The sequence below is a fragment of the Nonomuraea sp. NPDC049419 genome, from assembly GCF_040676995.1.
Lineage (GTDB): Bacteria > Actinomycetota > Actinomycetes > Streptosporangiales > Streptosporangiaceae > Nonomuraea > Nonomuraea salmonea.
In genome coordinates this window covers 75,700-92,163 of the sequence record NZ_JBFAQB010000016.1, presented here as the reverse complement: position 1 = coordinate 92,163, position 16,464 = coordinate 75,700, and the positions used below count along the sequence as shown (strand labels likewise).

Below are 16,464 nucleotides of genomic sequence, written 5' to 3'. Positions count from 1 at the left end.
TTTCGTGCTCGCCGAGACGCTCGCCGCGATCCGCCCCGCCGACCCTGGGGCGCTCGCCGACGCCCGCGCCCACCAGGACCGCCTCACCAAGCCCCGCGGCTCGCTCGGCGCGCTGGAGGAGGTCTCGATCCGTCTCGCGGGCGCGGCCGGCGTCAGCCCGCCGCCCATGCCCGAGCCGGCCGCCCTGGCCATCTTCGCCGCCGACCACGGCGTGCACGCGCGCGGCGTCAGCCCGTGGCCGCAGGAGGTGACCGTGCAGATGGTCGCCAACTTCCTCGCCGGCGGCGCGGTCGCCAACGCCTTCGCGGCGCAGGCGGGCGCGTCCGTGACCGTGGTGGACGTCGGCGTCGCCGCCGACCTGCCCGACGCGCCGGGGCTCATCAAGCGCAAGGTCGCGTACGGCACCGCCGACCTGTCCGCCGGCCCCGCCATGACCGTCGACCAGGCCGTCCGGGGTCTGGAGGCGGGCATCCAGACCGCCAGGGACCTCGTGGACTCCGGCGCGCGCTGCCTCATCACCGGCGACATGGGCATCGCCAACACCACCGCCTCGGCCGCCCTCGTCTCCGCCTTCACCGGCAGGGACCCGGCCGAGGTGACCGGGCGGGGCACCGGCATCGACGACGAGACGTACGAGCTGAAGGTCGGCATCGTCCGCCAGGCCATGCGCTCCCACGCCCTGGCCGACGTCGCCTCCTCGCCCAGCGAGGCGCTGCGGGCGCTCGCGGCCGTGGGCGGGTTCGAGCACGCGGCCATCGCGGGGTTCATCCTCGCCGGGGCCGCCGCCCGCGTGCCGGTGATACTCGACGGCGTCATCTCCGGGGCCGCCGCGCTGGTCGCCGCGGCGCTCGACCCCGCGGTGACCGACCACTGCGTGGCCGGTCACCGCTCCGCCGAGCCCGGCCACGGCGCCGCGCTCGACCACCTCGGGCTGCGCCCGATCATGGACCTGGAGCTGCGGCTCGGCGAGGGCACGGGCGGCCTGCTGGCGCATCCGACGGTGTGCGCGGCGGTGCGGGTGCTGCACGAGGTGGCCACGTTCGACTCGGCCGGGGTGACCGAGAAGCCCGTGTGACGTTCCGTACGGCGACCAGGGCGCTCAGGTTTCCTGGCGGCGCTCGGCCGTCACCGGGCCACGCCTGCCCGAATGCCCGCAACGGCTCTCGGCAAGGGCGATGGCCTGCGGGATCGGGTTATCCTTGGGGCCTGACAGCGATGGCCGGACGCCGTGGTGACGATGAGGGCGGGCCTCGCGCGGTCGCTTTCCACGCTCGTTAACGTGTGCGCAGCAAATGACACAAGCGAAGCCGGTAGGTTTACCTCTTAACACAACCTTCGCGAACGGGAGATTCCCCCCATGGGTCCCTACCTCCTCGGCCTGCGGCTTTCCGGCCGCCGGGTGCTCGTCGTGGGCGGCGGCCGCGTCGCCCAGCGCCGGGTGCCCGCGCTGCTAGAGGCCGGTGCGGAGGTCACGGTCGTCTCGCCGTCCGTCACACCGGCGCTCGACGACCTGATCGCCGCGGGAAGGGTCACGTGGCACGCCCGGCCCTACGAGGTCGGCGACTGCGACGGGGCCTGGCTCGTACAGGCGTGCTCCGACGACAGGTCGGTCAACACGGCGGTCGCCGCCGAGGCGGAGGCCAAGCGCGTGTGGTGCGTGCGCGCCGACGACAAAGACGCCTCCGCCGCCTGGACCCCTGCCACCGGGCGGGTCGACGAGATCGGCGTGGCCGTCACCGCCGGCGGCGACCCGCGCAGGGCCGCGGGCATCCGCGACGCCATCGTCGGCGCGCTGCGCGACGGCACCGTCGACGCCCGGCGCAACCGCACCAAACCCGTCGGTGTCGCCCTCGTCGGCGGCGGCCCCGGCGATCCCGGCCTCATCACCGTGCGCGGGCGCCAGCTGCTCGCCCAGGCCGACGTCGTGGTCGCCGACCGCCTCGCGCCGCGCGCCCTGCTCGACGAGCTGGCCCCCGACGTCGAGCTCATCGACGCCGCCAAGGTCCCCTACGGCCGTTCGCTGCCCCAGGAGACCATCAACGAGCTGCTCATCGACCGGGCCAGGCAGGGCAAGTTCGTGGTCAGGCTCAAGGGCGGCGACTCGTTCGTGTTCGGGCGGGGCGGCGAAGAGCTCATCGCCTGCGCCGAGGCGGGCATCCCGGTGCTCATCGTGCCCGGCCTCACCAGCGCCGTCGCCGTGCCCGCCGCGGCCGGCGTGCCCGTCACCCATCGCGGGGTGAGCCAGGAGTTCCACGTGATCTCCGTGCACGTGGCCCCCGACGACCCCGCCTCCACCGTCGACTGGCCCGCCCTGGCGCGTTCCCACGGCACTCTGGTGCTGCTGATGGCCGTCGAACGCCTGCCAAAAGTCGCAGAAGCGCTCATCCGTGACGGACGTTCTCCAGAGACTCCCGTAATGGTGGTGCAGGACGGTACCCTTCCGACCCAGCGGGCGGTCACCGCTTCGCTTTCCACCGTGGCCGACCGCGTGTCCGCGGCTGGGATCCGGCCGCCGGCGATCGTCATCGTCGGCGACGTCGTGAGGGTCGGCCAGGAGGTCGAGATGGTTCGAGCGGAGCGCTTGCCGTGAACACGGCCATGGATGACGGGCGGCCGGAGCCGCCCGGGGAGCAGACGATGAGCTTCCGCCCGATAACCGACGACGCCCTCCCGGAGGCATCCGAAGAGGGCACGGGGGACCCGACATCCGCTGACGACCACCCCCGCCGCCCTAAGAAGTCCGAGCCCCGCAACCTCCTGCAGGAGGCGACCCCCCTGACCGAAGCCCTCCCGGTCACCCCCGAGGACGCCACGACCTCCACCCCGGAACGCCCCTCGGCCTCCGCGCCCGGGGACACCACGGCCTCCGCGCCCGAGAAGGGCCCACGCGAAAGCCAGAGCGAGGCCACTCAGCCCGCCCAGAGCGACGATGCAGCCGAGCGCGAAGCGACCGTCGAACCCGAAGCATCGGGGTCCGGCGAGCCCGCCGCCATCGAAGGAGACGAGGCCGACGCTCCATCCGACGCCACAGAGGCGGTCACGCCTGACGAGGCCGACGCGCCCGGACCCAGCGAGCCCGAAGCGGCCGCCGGCGGCGACGTCGAGACAGCCGAAGACAGCGAGACCGGCCCGACCGGAGCCGCTGATTCCGAGCCGGCCCAAACTGCCGAGGCTCAAGCGGCCGCTCCCGGCGACTCTGAAACTGCTGCCCAGGGTCAGGCCGAGGCGAGCACCGTCAGCACAGCCTCCGATGAGCGGGCGGATGCCGATGCCTCCGCGCCCGAGGAGCAGGGCGGGCGTCGGCCTTCGCTCTTCGAGAAGCCTTCGTCCCCCAGACCTTCACTGTTCGAGAAGCCGGCCGTGTTGCAGAACCCTCCTGCCACCGACAGCCCCTCCGGTGAGTTCCCGGCGCCTGGCCGATCGTCTCCTGCCGCGGGCTCGGCGGCCGATGACGGGACCTCGTGGGCGTTCCGTCCGGCGCGCAAGGTCGAGCAGCAGCCCGAGCCGCCTTCCGGGCGCACCTCGATGTTCGAGAAGCCGGCCGTCCTCCGGGAGCCCGCGCCCGGTGACAGGCCGTCCTTCGCGTCCACCGACGGGCCTTCGTACCCGTCCACGGACGCGCCGTCCTATCCGTCCAGCGATGGGCCCTCCCATCGGTCCACGGACGAACCGTCTCTGCCGTCGCTCGACTGGCCGTCGTTCCCGTCCATCGACGTGCCGGCCGCGTCCTCTGAGCCTTCCCCGGGGCGCCCCTCGCTCTTCGAGAAGCCGGCCGTGCTGCGGCAGCCACCGGTGGGCAAACAGCCGTCCCCGTCGGCCGACGCTGGTGACGTACAGGATGCTCGGCAGCGCGATGAGCCGGTGAGCGCGGACGAAGCCGGAAAGCCGGAAACCTCCGAGCCCGCCGCGTCCGAGCCGCAGTCCCAGAGCGAGCAGAGCTCCGACGAGCAGCCGAAGGACGGCGAGCAGGCCGCCTCTGGCGAGCCCCCGGAGGGCGGCGAGCAGGCTGAGGCCGCCCAGTCCCAAGACGCCCAGTCCCAAGACGCCCAGGACCAAGACGCCCAGGCCCAGGACGCTCAGGAAGATGGGGGCGAGGCCGGGTGGCCGGAGGTGTCGCCGCCCGGGCCCGGTGAGCGGGTCGAGGAGTTGCCGCCCGAGACGGTCGAGGCGCTCACGACGGCCCTGAACGCCCTCCGCGAGAGCATCGCCGACGTACGCTTCTGCGACGACCTGCCAGGGTCGTCCGAGGCACGGCAGGCGCAGGCGGCCCTGCTGGCCCAGCTCGAGAACTACGTCGTCCCGAGGATCAAGACGAGCACGGCCCCGGCCCTGATCGTGGTTGCCGGTTCGACGGGCGCGGGCAAGTCCACGCTGGTCAACAGCCTGGCCGAGAAGAACGTCTCGCGCACGGGCGTGCGCCGCCCGACCACCGGCACCCCGGTGCTGGTCTGCCACCCGGAGGACCACAAGTGGTTCGCGGAGGGCGAGCTGCTGGGCGGCCTTGAGCGGCTCGACAAGCCGACCCCCGAGGCGGGCCTGGACAGCGTGGTCATCGCCCCGACGGAGAAGCTGCCGCAGGGCGTGGCGCTGCTCGACACCCCCGACATCGACTCGGTGGTCGAGGAGCACCACGAGATCGCCCGCCGCATGCTCGACACCGCCGACCTGTGGATCTTCGTGACGACGGCCGCCCGCTACGCCGACGCGCCGGCCTGGAACGTGCTGCGCCTGGCCAAGGAGCGCGGCGCCCGGCTGGCGATCGTCCTGTCCCGGGTGCCCGACAAGTCCGCCGACGTGGTGCTCAAGCACTTCGTCCGCATGCTGACCGAATACGGTCTGGGCGACATCGAGCGGTTCGTCATCCACGAGTCGAAGGTGTCCGACGGCAGGCTGCCCGACAGCGAAGTGACGGAGCTGCGGCTGTGGCTGGCGGAGCTGTCGGTCGACGAGGCCAGGCGGGCGCAGGCCGTACGCGAGACGCTGAACGGCGTGCTCAACAGCTTCCGCACCCGCGTGCCCGCGCTGGCCAAGCACTTGGAGGCGGGGGCCGCGATCAGGGCGGAGCTGCGCGGCGACGTCGAGGCCGCGTTCCTGAGCGCGTTGAGCGACATCGACAAGGCGTCCAAGAACGGCTCGCTGCTGCACGGCGAGGTGCTGGCCCGCTGGCAGGACTTCGCCGGCTCCGGCGACCTGATGCGCGCGCTGCACCTGCGCAGGCGCGGCAGGGCGGCCAGGCAGGCGCCGGAGCGGGTGCTGGCGTTCAAGGCGGCGATCAGGTCGGGGCTCGAGTCGGTGATCGTCGCCGCGGCCAACCGCGCCTCGAAGGAGGTGGCGGCGCGCTGGCGGCACCGCTCGGAGCTGGGGGCCAAGCTCGGGGAGGACCTCGACAGGCCGTCGGACGACCTCGTACGCCACACCGGCCGCGCGATCGCGTCCTGGCAGGACCACCTGGGCGAGCTCGTACGCACGGAGGGCGTGGCCAAGCGCTCGGTGTCGAAGATCGTCTCGTTCGACCCCGAGTCGCTCGCCCTGATCTTCATGGTGGCCATGTTCAGCGGGGGCAACGGCGAGGGCGTGCCGCACCGGCTGGTCAACGCCCTGCTCGGCGCCGAGTCCCTGCGCGGCATCGGCACCAAGGCATTCAGTGATCTCCGGGCCAGGATCGGCATGCTCTTCGACGAGGAAGCCATGCGTTACGTGAAGGCGCTCGACTCCGCCGGCATTCCGGACGAGTCCGTCGCAACCCGCCTCTACCAGGCTACGTACAACCTCGAGGTCGCTCGATGACCACCACGACCACCAGGCCGGGGCTCGCCCCGCGGCTGTCCGCGCTCGCCAAAGTGGTGGAGCTGGGCCAGGGGCGGCTCGACCAGAAGCTGCTCGACGAGGCCAGTGCGCTGCTGCTGCGCGCCGGCGACCGGCTCAAGCTGTCGTCCGAGCACACCGTCGTCGCCCTCGCGGGCGGCACGGGCAGCGGCAAGTCATCGCTGTTCAACGCCATCTCGGGGCTGGAGCTGTCGCCCACCGGCGTACGCCGGCCCACCACCGCCCGTACCCACGCCTGCGTGTGGGGGCTCGACGGATCGGGGCCACTGCTCGACTGGCTGCAGATCCAGTGGCGTCACCGCTTCTCCCGGGCGAGCGCGCTCGACAAGGGCGACAGCCAGCTGCACGGGCTGATCCTGCTCGACCTGCCCGACCACGACTCGATCAGGGCGCTCACCGACACCGAGGCCGACCGGCTGATCGGGCTGGCCGACCTGGTGGTGTGGGTGCTCGACCCGCAGAAGTACGCCGACGCGTCCACGCACCGGCGCTACGTCACCGAGCTGGCCGGGCACGACGCGGTCACCGTGTTCGCGCTCAACCAGGCCGACCGGCTGACCACGGAAGAGCTGGCCGAGCTGGTCATCGACCTCAACGACCTGCTGCGCAAGGAAGGCGTCGAGCACCCCAGCGTCGTACCGACCTCCGCCGTCACCGGCCGCGGCGTCGAGAGCCTCAAGAGCGTGATCGCCACCGCGGTCGCCCGGCGCAGGGCCGCCATCCAGAAGCTCGAAGCCGACCTGCAGCGGCTGGAGCAGAAGCTCAGCCAGGCCATGCCGATGGGCGAGGCCCTGTCGGCGCCGTCCGCGGTCGACGAGGCCCGCCGCATGGGGCTCACCGACGCGCTGTGCGACGCGGTGGGTGTGCCGGCCGTGGGCGAGGCCATGGAGAACATGTACGCCGAACGGTCGAACCGGTATGTCGGGTGGCCGTACCCGCGGTGGGCGGGGAAGTTCCGTGCCGATCCGCTGAAGAGCCTCAAGCTCGACGACGTCGCGGAGGAGATCCGCGGCATCAGCACCACGTCGGTCACCGCGCAGTCGGCCGAGGTGGCGAACGCGGTGCAGGCGCTGGCCGACGGGCTGTCCGGCGGCATGCATCCGGTGTGGCGGACGGCCGTGTACAAGGCGGCTCGTGGCCGGTCCAGGGGTTTGCCGCAGGCGCTCACCGAGGATCTCGCCGAGGTGGCGCCGCAGCTCGATCGCGTACCGGTGTGGTGGTGGGTGCTCAAGGTCTGGCAGTACCTGCTGGTGCTGGCGTTCGTGGCCGGGCTCGCCTGGCTGGTCGTGGGGTTGCTCATGCCCGGTCAGTTGCCGGACGCCCTGGAGCTCCTGGGCGACAGTGCGACGTTGCCGTGGGTGGGGCTGATGATGGCGTCCGTCCTGGGGTTGGGGGCTTTGTCCGGCATCGCCTCCCGGAACTTCGTCGAGCTGGGCGCTTCGCGGGAGCGGGAGCGTCTCGAGCGGGAGATGCGCCGGCGCGTCGCGGCCGTGTCGGCGACCATGGTCGTGGAGCCGGTGGAGGAAGAGCTGAAACGGCACCACGCCTTCTACACGGCCATGCGGGACTTGTCCGTCTGAGGGGTGTTGGAGGCTGCCCGCGTTCGGACGAGCGGGCAGCCTTTCCCATGCGGCGGCTCTTACGTCACCACCACTGCTGCTCAGCGTGTGGAGGCACCACCACTGCTGCTCAGCGTGTGGAGGCACCACCATCGCTGCTCAGCGTGTGGAGGCACCACCATCGCTGCTCAGCGCTTAGAGACACCGCCACCATTGACCGGCGCCTACCGGCGCCTGTGGTGCCGCCATCGCGAACAGGCACCCTTATCCACAGGCGACGCCCATTGTTGTTCCCCCTCCACAGAACCGCGTTCGGACGTCCCCGCCCCTGCCCTTCCACGGCACCGTATTGCCCAGGTCGCGGGCAGCGGGCCCGCCGCATGGGAGGCATGGGATGAACGACATCTACATCACGCTCACCGGTAACGTCGCAGCCGAGCCCAGGCAGTACAGCTTCGACGAGGGCACGAGGGTCACCTCACTGAAGGTCCTCACCTCACATCGCTACTTCGACAGGAAGACCGGCCAGTGGACGGACGGCGAGAAGGTCTGCTTCACGGTCCGCTGCTGGCGTGCGCTCGGGGAGAACGTCGCGGCGTCCATACGCGCGGGGCAGCCGGTGGTGGTGTCGGGCAAGCTCCGCATCCGTGAGTTCGGCACCGACGGAGACCGCCGCTTCATGCCCGAGATCGAGGCCAGCGCCGTGGGCCACGACCTGCGGTGGGGCACGGGCGTGTTCACCAAGCCCGGGCGCAGCGGCATCGGTTCGATGAGCAAGGAGATGCGCGACAAGCTCGACGAGGAGACCCGCGACTGGGCCATGGGCACCCGCCCCAGCCGCGCCCCCATGCCCGACTTCACCGCCGCGAACTCGGAGCAGCAGCAGCCATCGGCTCAGGACACCAGATCGGGCAACGCCCTCGTCCGCACCCTGGGCCCGAACGACGACACAGTCCGCATCCTGACCGCCACCACCACCGCAAACGACTCCGAGGCGACGGCAGCGACTGAGGAGCAAGACCACCCGGCAGCAGAAGAACGCGCCGCCGCCTGACCGGCAACCATGCCCCGTGCCGCATAGGCCAGCGCCGCATCGGCCTTGACCGCCGTGCGGCACGGGACATCGCGGAACGCGCCGGCATCCGCGTCCACCATGCACGCCAACGGACGGCGGGCGCGCTCACCCGCATGCCCAGCGGGTCGCGGGCGCTTACCCTGCATGCCCAGCGGGTCGCGGGCGCTTACCCTGCATGCCCAGCGGGTCGCGGGCGCTTACCCTGCACGCCCAGCGGGTGGCGGGCGCGCTCACCGCTTACCGCTCAGCTTCCCTGGCCCGCAGCCGGCAGCGTCTGAGGTCGTCACCAGCCCCATGCCGCCGAGGTGGCGCGCATGCGCCGCGCGCAAGCAGGAAAGGGGAACGGGCGGGAGGTCGGGGGAGAGGTGCGGACGGGCGCAAGGGGGATCTGGCGGGGGAGGGAGTCGGGCGGGAGGGAGTTGGGCGGAGGCAATTGGGCGGAGGGAGTCGGGCGGAGGGAGTTGGGCGGAGGGAGTTTGGCGGGAGGGAGCAGGGGGTGGGGAGGTGGGGTGCGTGCCGTTGGGGCGGTGTGACTCGGCTGGTGGTGAGGCGGGAGGGGGGAGGGGGGCACCGGCCGGAATTTCGCGAACGCCCCCGAGGGACGGCCGATGGTGTGTTGCCCGCCTCAGTGGGCTAGAGCACCTGTCATGTCCAGGTAACGCCCCGCACCATGGTTGCTCCTTTCCAGCGCGGCTGTCCGTCATGGCCCGCTCGCGAATTGAGCAGGTGTGGTCATTGCCAAACGTATCGGTTCCCATCGCACATCGCACACTCCGCAATTATTGTGTTACACATCGTTAGTCTGAGAGGAGACGAGATGGCGGTGACCAGTCACGCCTCGATCAAGCCTCGCGACGGAGTGTCAACACTGACCGACCGCTGGCCATTGCTCGGGCAACGTCGCCCGCTGGTCGGCTACTTGTGCGCGATCGTCGCTCTTGATCTCGCCGCGATCGTCATGCTCTCGGCGTTCACCGTCTTCCAGTGGCGGGACGCGCTGACGTTCGCCGCTCTCATGGCGTGCGGCGCTGTCTGCATCGAAGCGACCAGGCGGCTCGGCATGCCCGCCGGAGTGTCGCGCGACCTGCTGTCGGCGTGGTGGCTGCCGGTGGCGCTGCTCCTCCCGCCGGTGTACGCGCTCTTCGCCCCCATCGTGCTGCAGATCCTGCTCCAGGTGCGGGTACGCGCCACCGTCCTCTACCGCCGGGTGTTCAGCTCGGCCGCCATCGGGCTCGCCGGGTGCACGGCGTCCCTGGGCTTCCACTGGTTCGTTCCCGACCCGTCGGTGCTGGCCCAGGGGAGCGGGGCGCCGATCATGTTCGCGGTGGCCGCCGCCGCGCTCTTCTCGGTGCTCAACATGGCGCTCATCGCCATCGCCGCGCACACCGCCGACCCCGACATGACGTGGCGCGAGGTGCTGTGGGACCGGGAGAGCGTGCTGCTGGACATCGTCGAGCTGTGCCTGGGCGTCACGGTCTCGATCGCGTGCGGGCTCAACATGGCTCTGCTGCTGCTCGCGCTTCCGCCCGTGGTGCTGTTGCAGCGCAGCCTCCTGCACGCGCAGCTCCAGGCCGCCGCCCGTACGGACGCCAAGACCGGGCTGCTCAACGCGGCCGCCTGGCAGCGCGAGGCCGACACCGAGATCGTACGAGCGCGGCGCACCGGCGAGTCCCTGGCGCTCCTCATCATCGACATCGACCACTTCAAGCGCGTCAACGACGCTCACGGCCACCTCGTCGGCGATGAGGTGCTGGTCGGGGTGGCGTCCATGCTGCGCAGCCAGTTGCGCGACTACGACGTGGTCGGCCGGTTCGGCGGTGAGGAGTTCGTGGTGCTGCTGCCCGGCGCCGACATCGACGAGGCCCGCCGCGTCGCCGAACGCCTGCGCGTGCACATCAGCCACATGGCCGTCCCCGTCGAGGACACCCTGGTCAAAGTCACGGTCTCGACGGGTGTGGCGTTGATGAGCGTGCACGGTGACGACCTGATCGACCTGCTGACGGCCGCCGATCTGGCGCTCTACCGGGCCAAGGAGCTGGGCCGCGACCGCGTCTGCATCCCCGCCGTCCCGTCCTCGCCACCCCACCCCCTCCCTACGGACACCACCCCACCCCCCGACCCCACCCCCGCGCCGCAGGACCCCGACCCCGACCCCACCCCCTGACCAGGCCACCCGGCCTCTCCTCGTCCGGCATCCGCATGTCCGTTCCCTTTTGCCGGCATCCGCACGTCGTTTCCCTTCGTCCGGCATCCGCAGGCCGTCTCCTTTCCACCCCGCCGGCCCGCCGGCCCGCCGCTGTGTGCGGCGTGTGGTGTCAGCGCTGTCAGGACGGCGGTCATCGGCGAAAGCGCCGGTGCCGACGGGCGGGGGCGTGGGTGTGGACCTTTGGGTGGGCGGGGTGGGGAGGGTTGTGTTGCCCCTTGAGTCTTGCTTCCCCGCGAGGAGGTGTGTTCCTGCATGTCGGGGGTGACAGCCCGGGACTCGGGTGGTTGCTGGTCGGGTTGACGGGCGGGAGCGGCGGTAGCCCGGGTTGGGAGCCCCTAAGCTAGATGGCATGCCGGAGAACATCTACACGCTGCAGCGCGTGCGCAAGGCGCACGGCGACAAGGTTGTCCTTGACGACGTCACGCTGTCGTTCCTGCCCGGAGCCAAGATCGGTGTCCTGGGGCCGAACGGCACCGGGAAGTCGACGCTGCTCCGGATGATGGCCGGCCTGGAGCAGCCGTCCAACGGTGAGGCCAAGCTGATGCCGGGCTTCACGGTCGGCATGCTTCAGCAGGAGCCGCCGCTCAACGAGGAGAAGACCGTCCTCGGCAACGTGCAGGAGGGTGTCGCCGAGACGATGGCGATGCTCCAGCGCTACAACGAGATCGCCGAGCAGATGGCCACCGACTACAGCGACGAGCTGCTGGAGGAGATGGGCAAGCTCCAGGAGCAGCTCGAGCACCGCAACGCGTGGGACCTCGACAGCCAGCTGGAGCAGGCGATGGACGCGCTGCGCTGCCCGCCGCCCGACGCCGACGTCTCGAAGCTGTCCGGTGGTGAGCGCCGCCGGGTGGCGCTGTGCAAGCTGCTGCTCGAGGCGCCCGATCTGCTGCTGCTCGACGAGCCCACCAACCACCTCGACGCCGAGAGCGTGCAGTGGCTGGAGTCGCACCTGGAGAAGTACGCGGGCACCGTCCTGGCCGTCACCCACGACCGCTACTTCCTCGACAACGTCGCGACCTGGATCCTCGAGCTCGACCGGGGCCGGTGCTACCCCTACGAGGGCAACTACTCCACCTACCTCGACATGAAGGCCCAGCGGCTCAAGGTCGAGGGCCAGAAGGACGCCAAGCGCAAGAAGCGCCTGGAGGATGAGCTGGAGTGGGTGCGGTCCAACCCGAAGGCCCGCCAGACCAAGAGCAAGGCCCGTCTGCAGCGCTACGAGGAGATGGCCGCCGAGGCCGACAAATACCGCAAGCTCGACTTCGAAGAGATCCAGATCCCGCCGGGCCCGCGTCTGGGCACCACGGTGATCAAGGCGGAAAAGCTCACCAAGGGCTTCGGCGAGCGGCTGCTCATGGAGGGGCTGACGTTCGACCTGCCGCGTAACGGCATCGTCGGCGTCATCGGTCCCAACGGTGTCGGTAAGACGACGCTGTTCCGCATGATCACCGGTGGCGAGACGCCCGACGAGGGCTCCATCATCATCGGCGACACGGTCAAGATCTCGTACGCCGACCAGAGCCGGGGCGGCATCGATCCGAGCAAGAACGTCTGGGAGGTCGTCTCCGACGGGCTCGACCACATCAAGGTCGGCAACGTGGAGATGCCGTCGCGGGCCTACATCGCGGCGTTCGGGTTCAAGGGCCCTGACCAGCAGAAGAAGGCCGGCGTGCTGTCGGGTGGCGAGCGTAACCGGCTCAACCTGGCGCTCACCCTCAAGCAGGGCGGCAACGTGCTGCTGCTCGACGAGCCGACCAACGACCTCGACACCGAGACCCTGTCGTCGCTGGAGAACGCGCTGCTCGACTTCCCGGGCTGTGCCGTGATCACCTCCCACGACCGGTGGTTCCTCGACCGCATCGCGACCCACATCCTGGCTTGGGAGGAAGGGTCCAACTGGTTCTGGTTCGAGGGCAACTACGCCGACTACGAGAAGAACAAGATCGAGCGGCTGGGCGCCGACGCGGCCCGCCCGCACCGGGTGACCTACCGCAAGCTCCACCGCGACTGATCCCGTAGTCCCGGGTTTCCCGAGGCACGCACTCAGACACACGCCGCCACCACCGTCAGGCGCTTCTCGGCAGTACGCCGAGGGTGGTGGTTTCGGCGTTTAGGGCGTCGGTGGTGCGGGTGGGTTGGGCGCGGCGACACCGGTGGGACCGGGCTGGGGCCGGCGGTGCCGTGATGTCCTGGTGCCGAGGGGGTTTGCGGCGGTGCCGGCTTTTGTGCGTCGTGGCGCCTTCGCCGCCTCGGTCGCAGCCGTCCCGCACAGACTGCGCCCCAGCGGTGAAGGGCTCGCATCACCCGGTCGCTGAGCCAGCGCACCGCTACCGAGAGAGAGTGCTGGATCCGTCCCTTGGCCTGCGGTTTCAGGTTGACACGACCCCAGCGGGTCGGGCGACGGCAACCATCCGGTGTGGAGAGGCCGCAACGCCGACGGTGAAGCCACATCCGGGGTGACTTCTTGAGCGATGCGGTGCGTTCCCGGTTTCGGTACGACGGGCATGAGCTTCACGGTGACAGTGGCTTGGCGTAGCAGCGGCTGAGCGGGTCGTGCTGGTAGGGCGGATAGGCCGGGACGGGCATGTAGCCGGTGCGCGTGTACAAGGCGATGGCTTCGGGTTGGTGGATGCCGGTCTCCAGGCGGATCCGACGGTGGCCGAGGGCGGTGGCGAGGTCTTCGGCTTCGGCCAGCAGTCGCCTGGCGACGCCGCGGCCGCGTGCCTGCGGAGTCACATACATGCGCTTCAGTTCGGCACCGCCGGCGGTGGGCTGGATGGCGCAGCAGCCGACTGGGTGGCCGTCGAGCTCAGCGAGCAGGAAGCGAGCGGCCGGGCCGAGCCGGGCGGCGGTGATGGTGGGGTCGTCAGGGTAGCGGGCGGCGAGGTCGGCATCGAGGGCGCGGACCAGCCGCTGGATCGCGGGGTCGTGGTCGGCGGAGATGGTGACTATGAGATCGACGGTGGGCGGCCCTGTCGGCAAGCAGGGGTGGGGGTTGCGGTCGCGTCCATTGGCGGCACCCGCGGCCGGTACTGGCCCGAGATGGGAGAATCACCAGATGCCTATCGATGCCCATCTGCTTGCCATGTTCACGGTCACCACTATTGTCGCCTTAGTCACTCCAGGACCCGACATGCTGTTCGTGCTCGGATGTGGGGTCCGCGGCGGCGTCCGCGCTGGGCTGCTGGCCACAGTCGGGATCATCACAGGAGACGCGCTGTACATCGTCGCGGCCGCTGCGGGGCTTGCCGTGCTGCTGACGGCGTTCCCCGTCGTTTTCACGGTGCTACGTTTCGCCGGCGCAGCGTATCTGATCTACCTTGGCATCCAGATGATCCGCAATCGGAAGAAGGCTCCGGCCGATGAGCCGGCGGTCAGCGGGATGTCGGGCCGGCGGGCCTTTCTCAACGGCGTGGTCTCCTCCATGGCCAACCCGCAGACATTCACGTTCATGATCGCCTTTCTTCCGCAGTTCATCGATCCGGCGGCGGGACCCGTCTGGCTGCAGTTCGCCATTCTCGGCACCATCCTGATCGCCCTGGAGTTCGTGGCCGACGCGACGGTCGGCGTGCTGGCCGGAAAGATCGGCGGCTGGCTGCACCGCCGTCAGGCAGTGCGCCGCCGGATCGATGCGGCAACCGGGAGCGTATTCATCGGCCTGGGTGTCACTCTCGCGGTCGAACGCTGACCAGGTGAAACTGTCAATGCCGTAGCCAGGGCTTCGATCGCGGATGGCACGCCGGTCACAGCCCAGTCGTCCGGGCGTTCGCCCTTGGCGCTGTGGCCGTAGAGGCGGCTCTTCCTCGCCTCAGCCGGAGCCGTGGCGGTTCGGCGCGGCGCCGGGAGGTTCGGATGGTCGGTCATCCTGCAGCGGCTCAAGTCATGACTCTCACTACCGCGTGAGGTTCTGCATCACTGTTGTCGCGGTCGAACGGGGCGGCGCCATGTGGAATCCCTGCGCGCGCCCTTTCAGCGATTAGTCGCAGGTTATCGCACGTTACCGGACTTGAGATTGTTCCTGGGACTCCAGGACGCCAGGCTTATGGATGTCCGAAACGCTCGGATAAGCGCGGGATCCACCTGTTCTGTACCAGGACGTGGGCCGCAGGAACGATCATGGAGGAGACAGGTCATGAGCGACAGGAACGAACTGGTGGAACGCTATCTGGCGGCGTGGAACGAGATCCGCCCGGACGCGCGGCAGGCTCTCATCGCGGATGTGTTCGCCGAGGACGCCACGTACACCGACCCGGTGGTGGCGGTCCGGGGTCGCGACGGCCTAAACGCCACCATCGCGGCGGTGCAGGAGCAGTTCGAGGGTTTGCGGTTCAGCCTGGGCGGGCCCGTCGACGCGCACCACGACATCGCCCGCTTCACCTGGCATCTCGGTGCCGCGGGCGCCGATCCGCTTGTCATCGGCTTCGACGTCGTCGTGATCGGCGACGACGGCCGCATCAGCCAGGTGCTCGGGTTTCTCGACCGGGTGCCGGCCGGAGCCTGAGCCCACGCGGGCGAGATCGACCGAGTGCCCTGCCCTGGGCTGCCGGGACGCCGTCGGCGTCATGTCCGGCCGTACCCAGGGGATCAGCGGCGCCTGGCGCACCCGTACCCAAAAGGAGGAACGATGACCGCTTACATGCTCGCGCATCTTCGCAAGTCCGCCGAGGTCCACCCCGAGGTGCTGGAGTACCTGGAGAGGGTCCAGTCGGCGTTGGACCCCTTCTCCGGCCGGTTCCTCGTGCACGGAGGCGCGATGGAGGTCCGGGAGGGACAGTGGCCCGGAGACGTCGTGCTGGTGGAGTTCCCGTCGATGGCACACGCGCGCGACTTCTACGACTCGGCCGCCTACCAGGAGATCAAGCCGCTCCGCACCGCCCATCTCGAAGGTGACCTGATCATCGTGGACGGTGTCGACCCCGACCACGACTCGGCCGAGATGGCCGTTGCACTGCGCTCCGCCTGACGGAGACACCGGCACACTCCAACACTCTGCATGGCAGGACCGCACCGCGCCGAGCGGGCGACCCGCCATGACCGTCGCGCGCCGAGGCCCACCTCTGTCGACGTTGCCGACGAGGCGCCGTCGGGACACACCGAGCCGACGGGCGACACCGGCAGCCGGCTTCACCTTCGCGGACGCCCTGCCGGTGCGCTCCTCTCACCCTGATCTCGCCCGCTTCGCCCGGAGGCCGGCGGGCCTCGACGTGGCCTTGATCATTGCCGACAGCCGCGACGGTCGCCTCAGTCACAGCGGCCGCATCGGTCACATCGGCATGCGCCACGTCGGCCACACGGCCACGTCGGTCGCATGCACGACTCTTCTCGCAAGCATCCCGACCGGCGCCCGTCTCAGGCGCCCGAAGAGAAGAACGACCATGACCAAGAAGCGGTTACTTGCCGCTGCCCTGCTGAGCGCCCTGACTCTCACCACGTTCGCCGGGCCCTCGTGGGCCACCAGGCGGAGGGCCCGGTGACCGAGGGCTCGATCTCCTCTCAGGCGCAGACCTTCATCGACCGGTCGGCCGCGGCGCATCGCCGCCGGCGGCGACAGCGTGATGTACGGAGCCCACGACACGGTCGTCATCGGCGGCAAGGCGATCGGCTACCCCGCCATCTACCGGGTGGTCCGCGACGCGTCCGGCGGCGTGGTGCAGGGACGGCGCTACTACGGCCGGTACTCCTGGTTCGCCCGTCGCCACCGGCGAGCTGAAGCTGGACAACCTGTTCGGCGGGATCACTGACCGCACGGCCGACGCCGCGCCTGCGGCCGAGGCGCCGGTGGCCCGCCTGCGCCA

13 protein-coding genes are annotated in these 16,464 nt (G+C 70.4%); 11 read left to right on the top strand and 2 right to left on the bottom strand.

What is annotated here, in order from left to right; translation table 11 throughout:
- The first annotated feature begins 4 nt into the window (after positions 1–4).
- Entirely contained in the window at positions 5–1,075 is a 1,071-nt protein-coding gene (gene cobT, locus AB0K12_RS34955; protein ID WP_364571037.1) for a nicotinate-nucleotide--dimethylbenzimidazole phosphoribosyltransferase, read from the top strand.
- Positions 1,076–1,357: 282 nt separating this feature from the next.
- The gene (gene cobA / locus AB0K12_RS34950) at positions 1,358–2,590 is read left to right on the top strand and encodes a uroporphyrinogen-III C-methyltransferase (RefSeq protein ID WP_355420020.1); all 1,233 of its coding nucleotides are present in this window, start codon (positions 1,358–1,360) and stop codon (positions 2,588–2,590) included.
- Positions 2,591–3,215: 625 nt separating this feature from the next.
- Here cobA and AB0K12_RS34945 read toward each other — a convergent pair.
- Positions 3,216–3,590, bottom strand: a complete 375-nt coding sequence (locus AB0K12_RS34945; protein ID WP_364571034.1) for a hypothetical protein — start codon at positions 3,588–3,590, stop codon at positions 3,216–3,218.
- 271 nt (positions 3,591–3,861) lie between these two features.
- On the opposite strand from AB0K12_RS34945, the gene AB0K12_RS34940 reads away from it, so the two are divergent.
- The 5 genes from AB0K12_RS34940 (at position 3,862) to ettA (ending at position 12,680) form a co-directional block, all read left to right on the top strand.
- Positions 3,862–5,787, top strand: coding sequence for a GTPase (locus tag AB0K12_RS34940; protein WP_364571032.1), 1,926 nt, complete (start codon positions 3,862–3,864; stop codon positions 5,785–5,787).
- Positions 5,784–7,406: a GTP-binding protein gene (locus AB0K12_RS34935; RefSeq protein WP_364571029.1), complete on the top strand. Its 1,623-nt coding sequence runs from the start codon at positions 5,784–5,786 to the stop codon at positions 7,404–7,406. Before AB0K12_RS34940 ends, AB0K12_RS34935 begins: the two co-directional genes overlap by 4 nt.
- Before the next feature lie 373 nt (positions 7,407–7,779).
- Positions 7,780–8,439, top strand: a complete 660-nt coding sequence (locus AB0K12_RS34930) for a single-stranded DNA-binding protein (protein ID WP_364571027.1) — start codon at positions 7,780–7,782, stop codon at positions 8,437–8,439.
- A gap of 838 nt (positions 8,440–9,277) precedes the next feature.
- Positions 9,278–10,624, top strand: a complete 1,347-nt coding sequence (locus AB0K12_RS34925) for a GGDEF domain-containing protein (protein WP_364571025.1) — start codon at positions 9,278–9,280, stop codon at positions 10,622–10,624.
- A gap of 391 nt (positions 10,625–11,015) precedes the next feature.
- Complete coding sequence (ettA, locus tag AB0K12_RS34920) at positions 11,016–12,680, top strand: energy-dependent translational throttle protein EttA (RefSeq protein ID WP_364571023.1); 1,665 nt, start codon at positions 11,016–11,018, stop codon at positions 12,678–12,680.
- A gap of 500 nt (positions 12,681–13,180) precedes the next feature.
- Here the strand turns inward: ettA and AB0K12_RS34915 are convergent, their stop codons facing one another.
- Positions 13,181–13,651 carry a GNAT family N-acetyltransferase gene (locus AB0K12_RS34915; RefSeq protein WP_364571021.1) on the bottom strand — a complete coding sequence of 157 codons (471 nt, stop codon included), beginning with the start codon at positions 13,649–13,651 and terminating at the stop codon, positions 13,181–13,183.
- A 76-nt stretch (positions 13,652–13,727) separates the two neighbouring features.
- On the opposite strand from AB0K12_RS34915, the gene AB0K12_RS34910 reads away from it, so the two are divergent.
- From AB0K12_RS34910 to AB0K12_RS34895, 4 genes are all read left to right on the top strand, one after another.
- A complete protein-coding gene (locus tag AB0K12_RS34910) occupies positions 13,728–14,357 on the top strand; it encodes a LysE family translocator (RefSeq protein ID WP_364571019.1) in 630 nt (209 codons plus the stop codon).
- 444 nt (positions 14,358–14,801) lie between these two features.
- Positions 14,802–15,170, top strand: a complete 369-nt coding sequence (locus AB0K12_RS34905) for a nuclear transport factor 2 family protein (RefSeq protein WP_364571017.1) — start codon at positions 14,802–14,804, stop codon at positions 15,168–15,170.
- 123 nt (positions 15,171–15,293) lie between these two features.
- Positions 15,294–15,632, top strand: coding sequence for a DUF1330 domain-containing protein (locus AB0K12_RS34900; RefSeq protein ID WP_364571015.1), 339 nt, complete (start codon positions 15,294–15,296; stop codon positions 15,630–15,632).
- 589 nt (positions 15,633–16,221) lie between these two features.
- Complete coding sequence (locus tag AB0K12_RS34895; protein ID WP_364571013.1) at positions 16,222–16,410, top strand: hypothetical protein; 189 nt, start codon at positions 16,222–16,224, stop codon at positions 16,408–16,410.
- Positions 16,411–16,464: the final 54 nt, after the last annotated feature.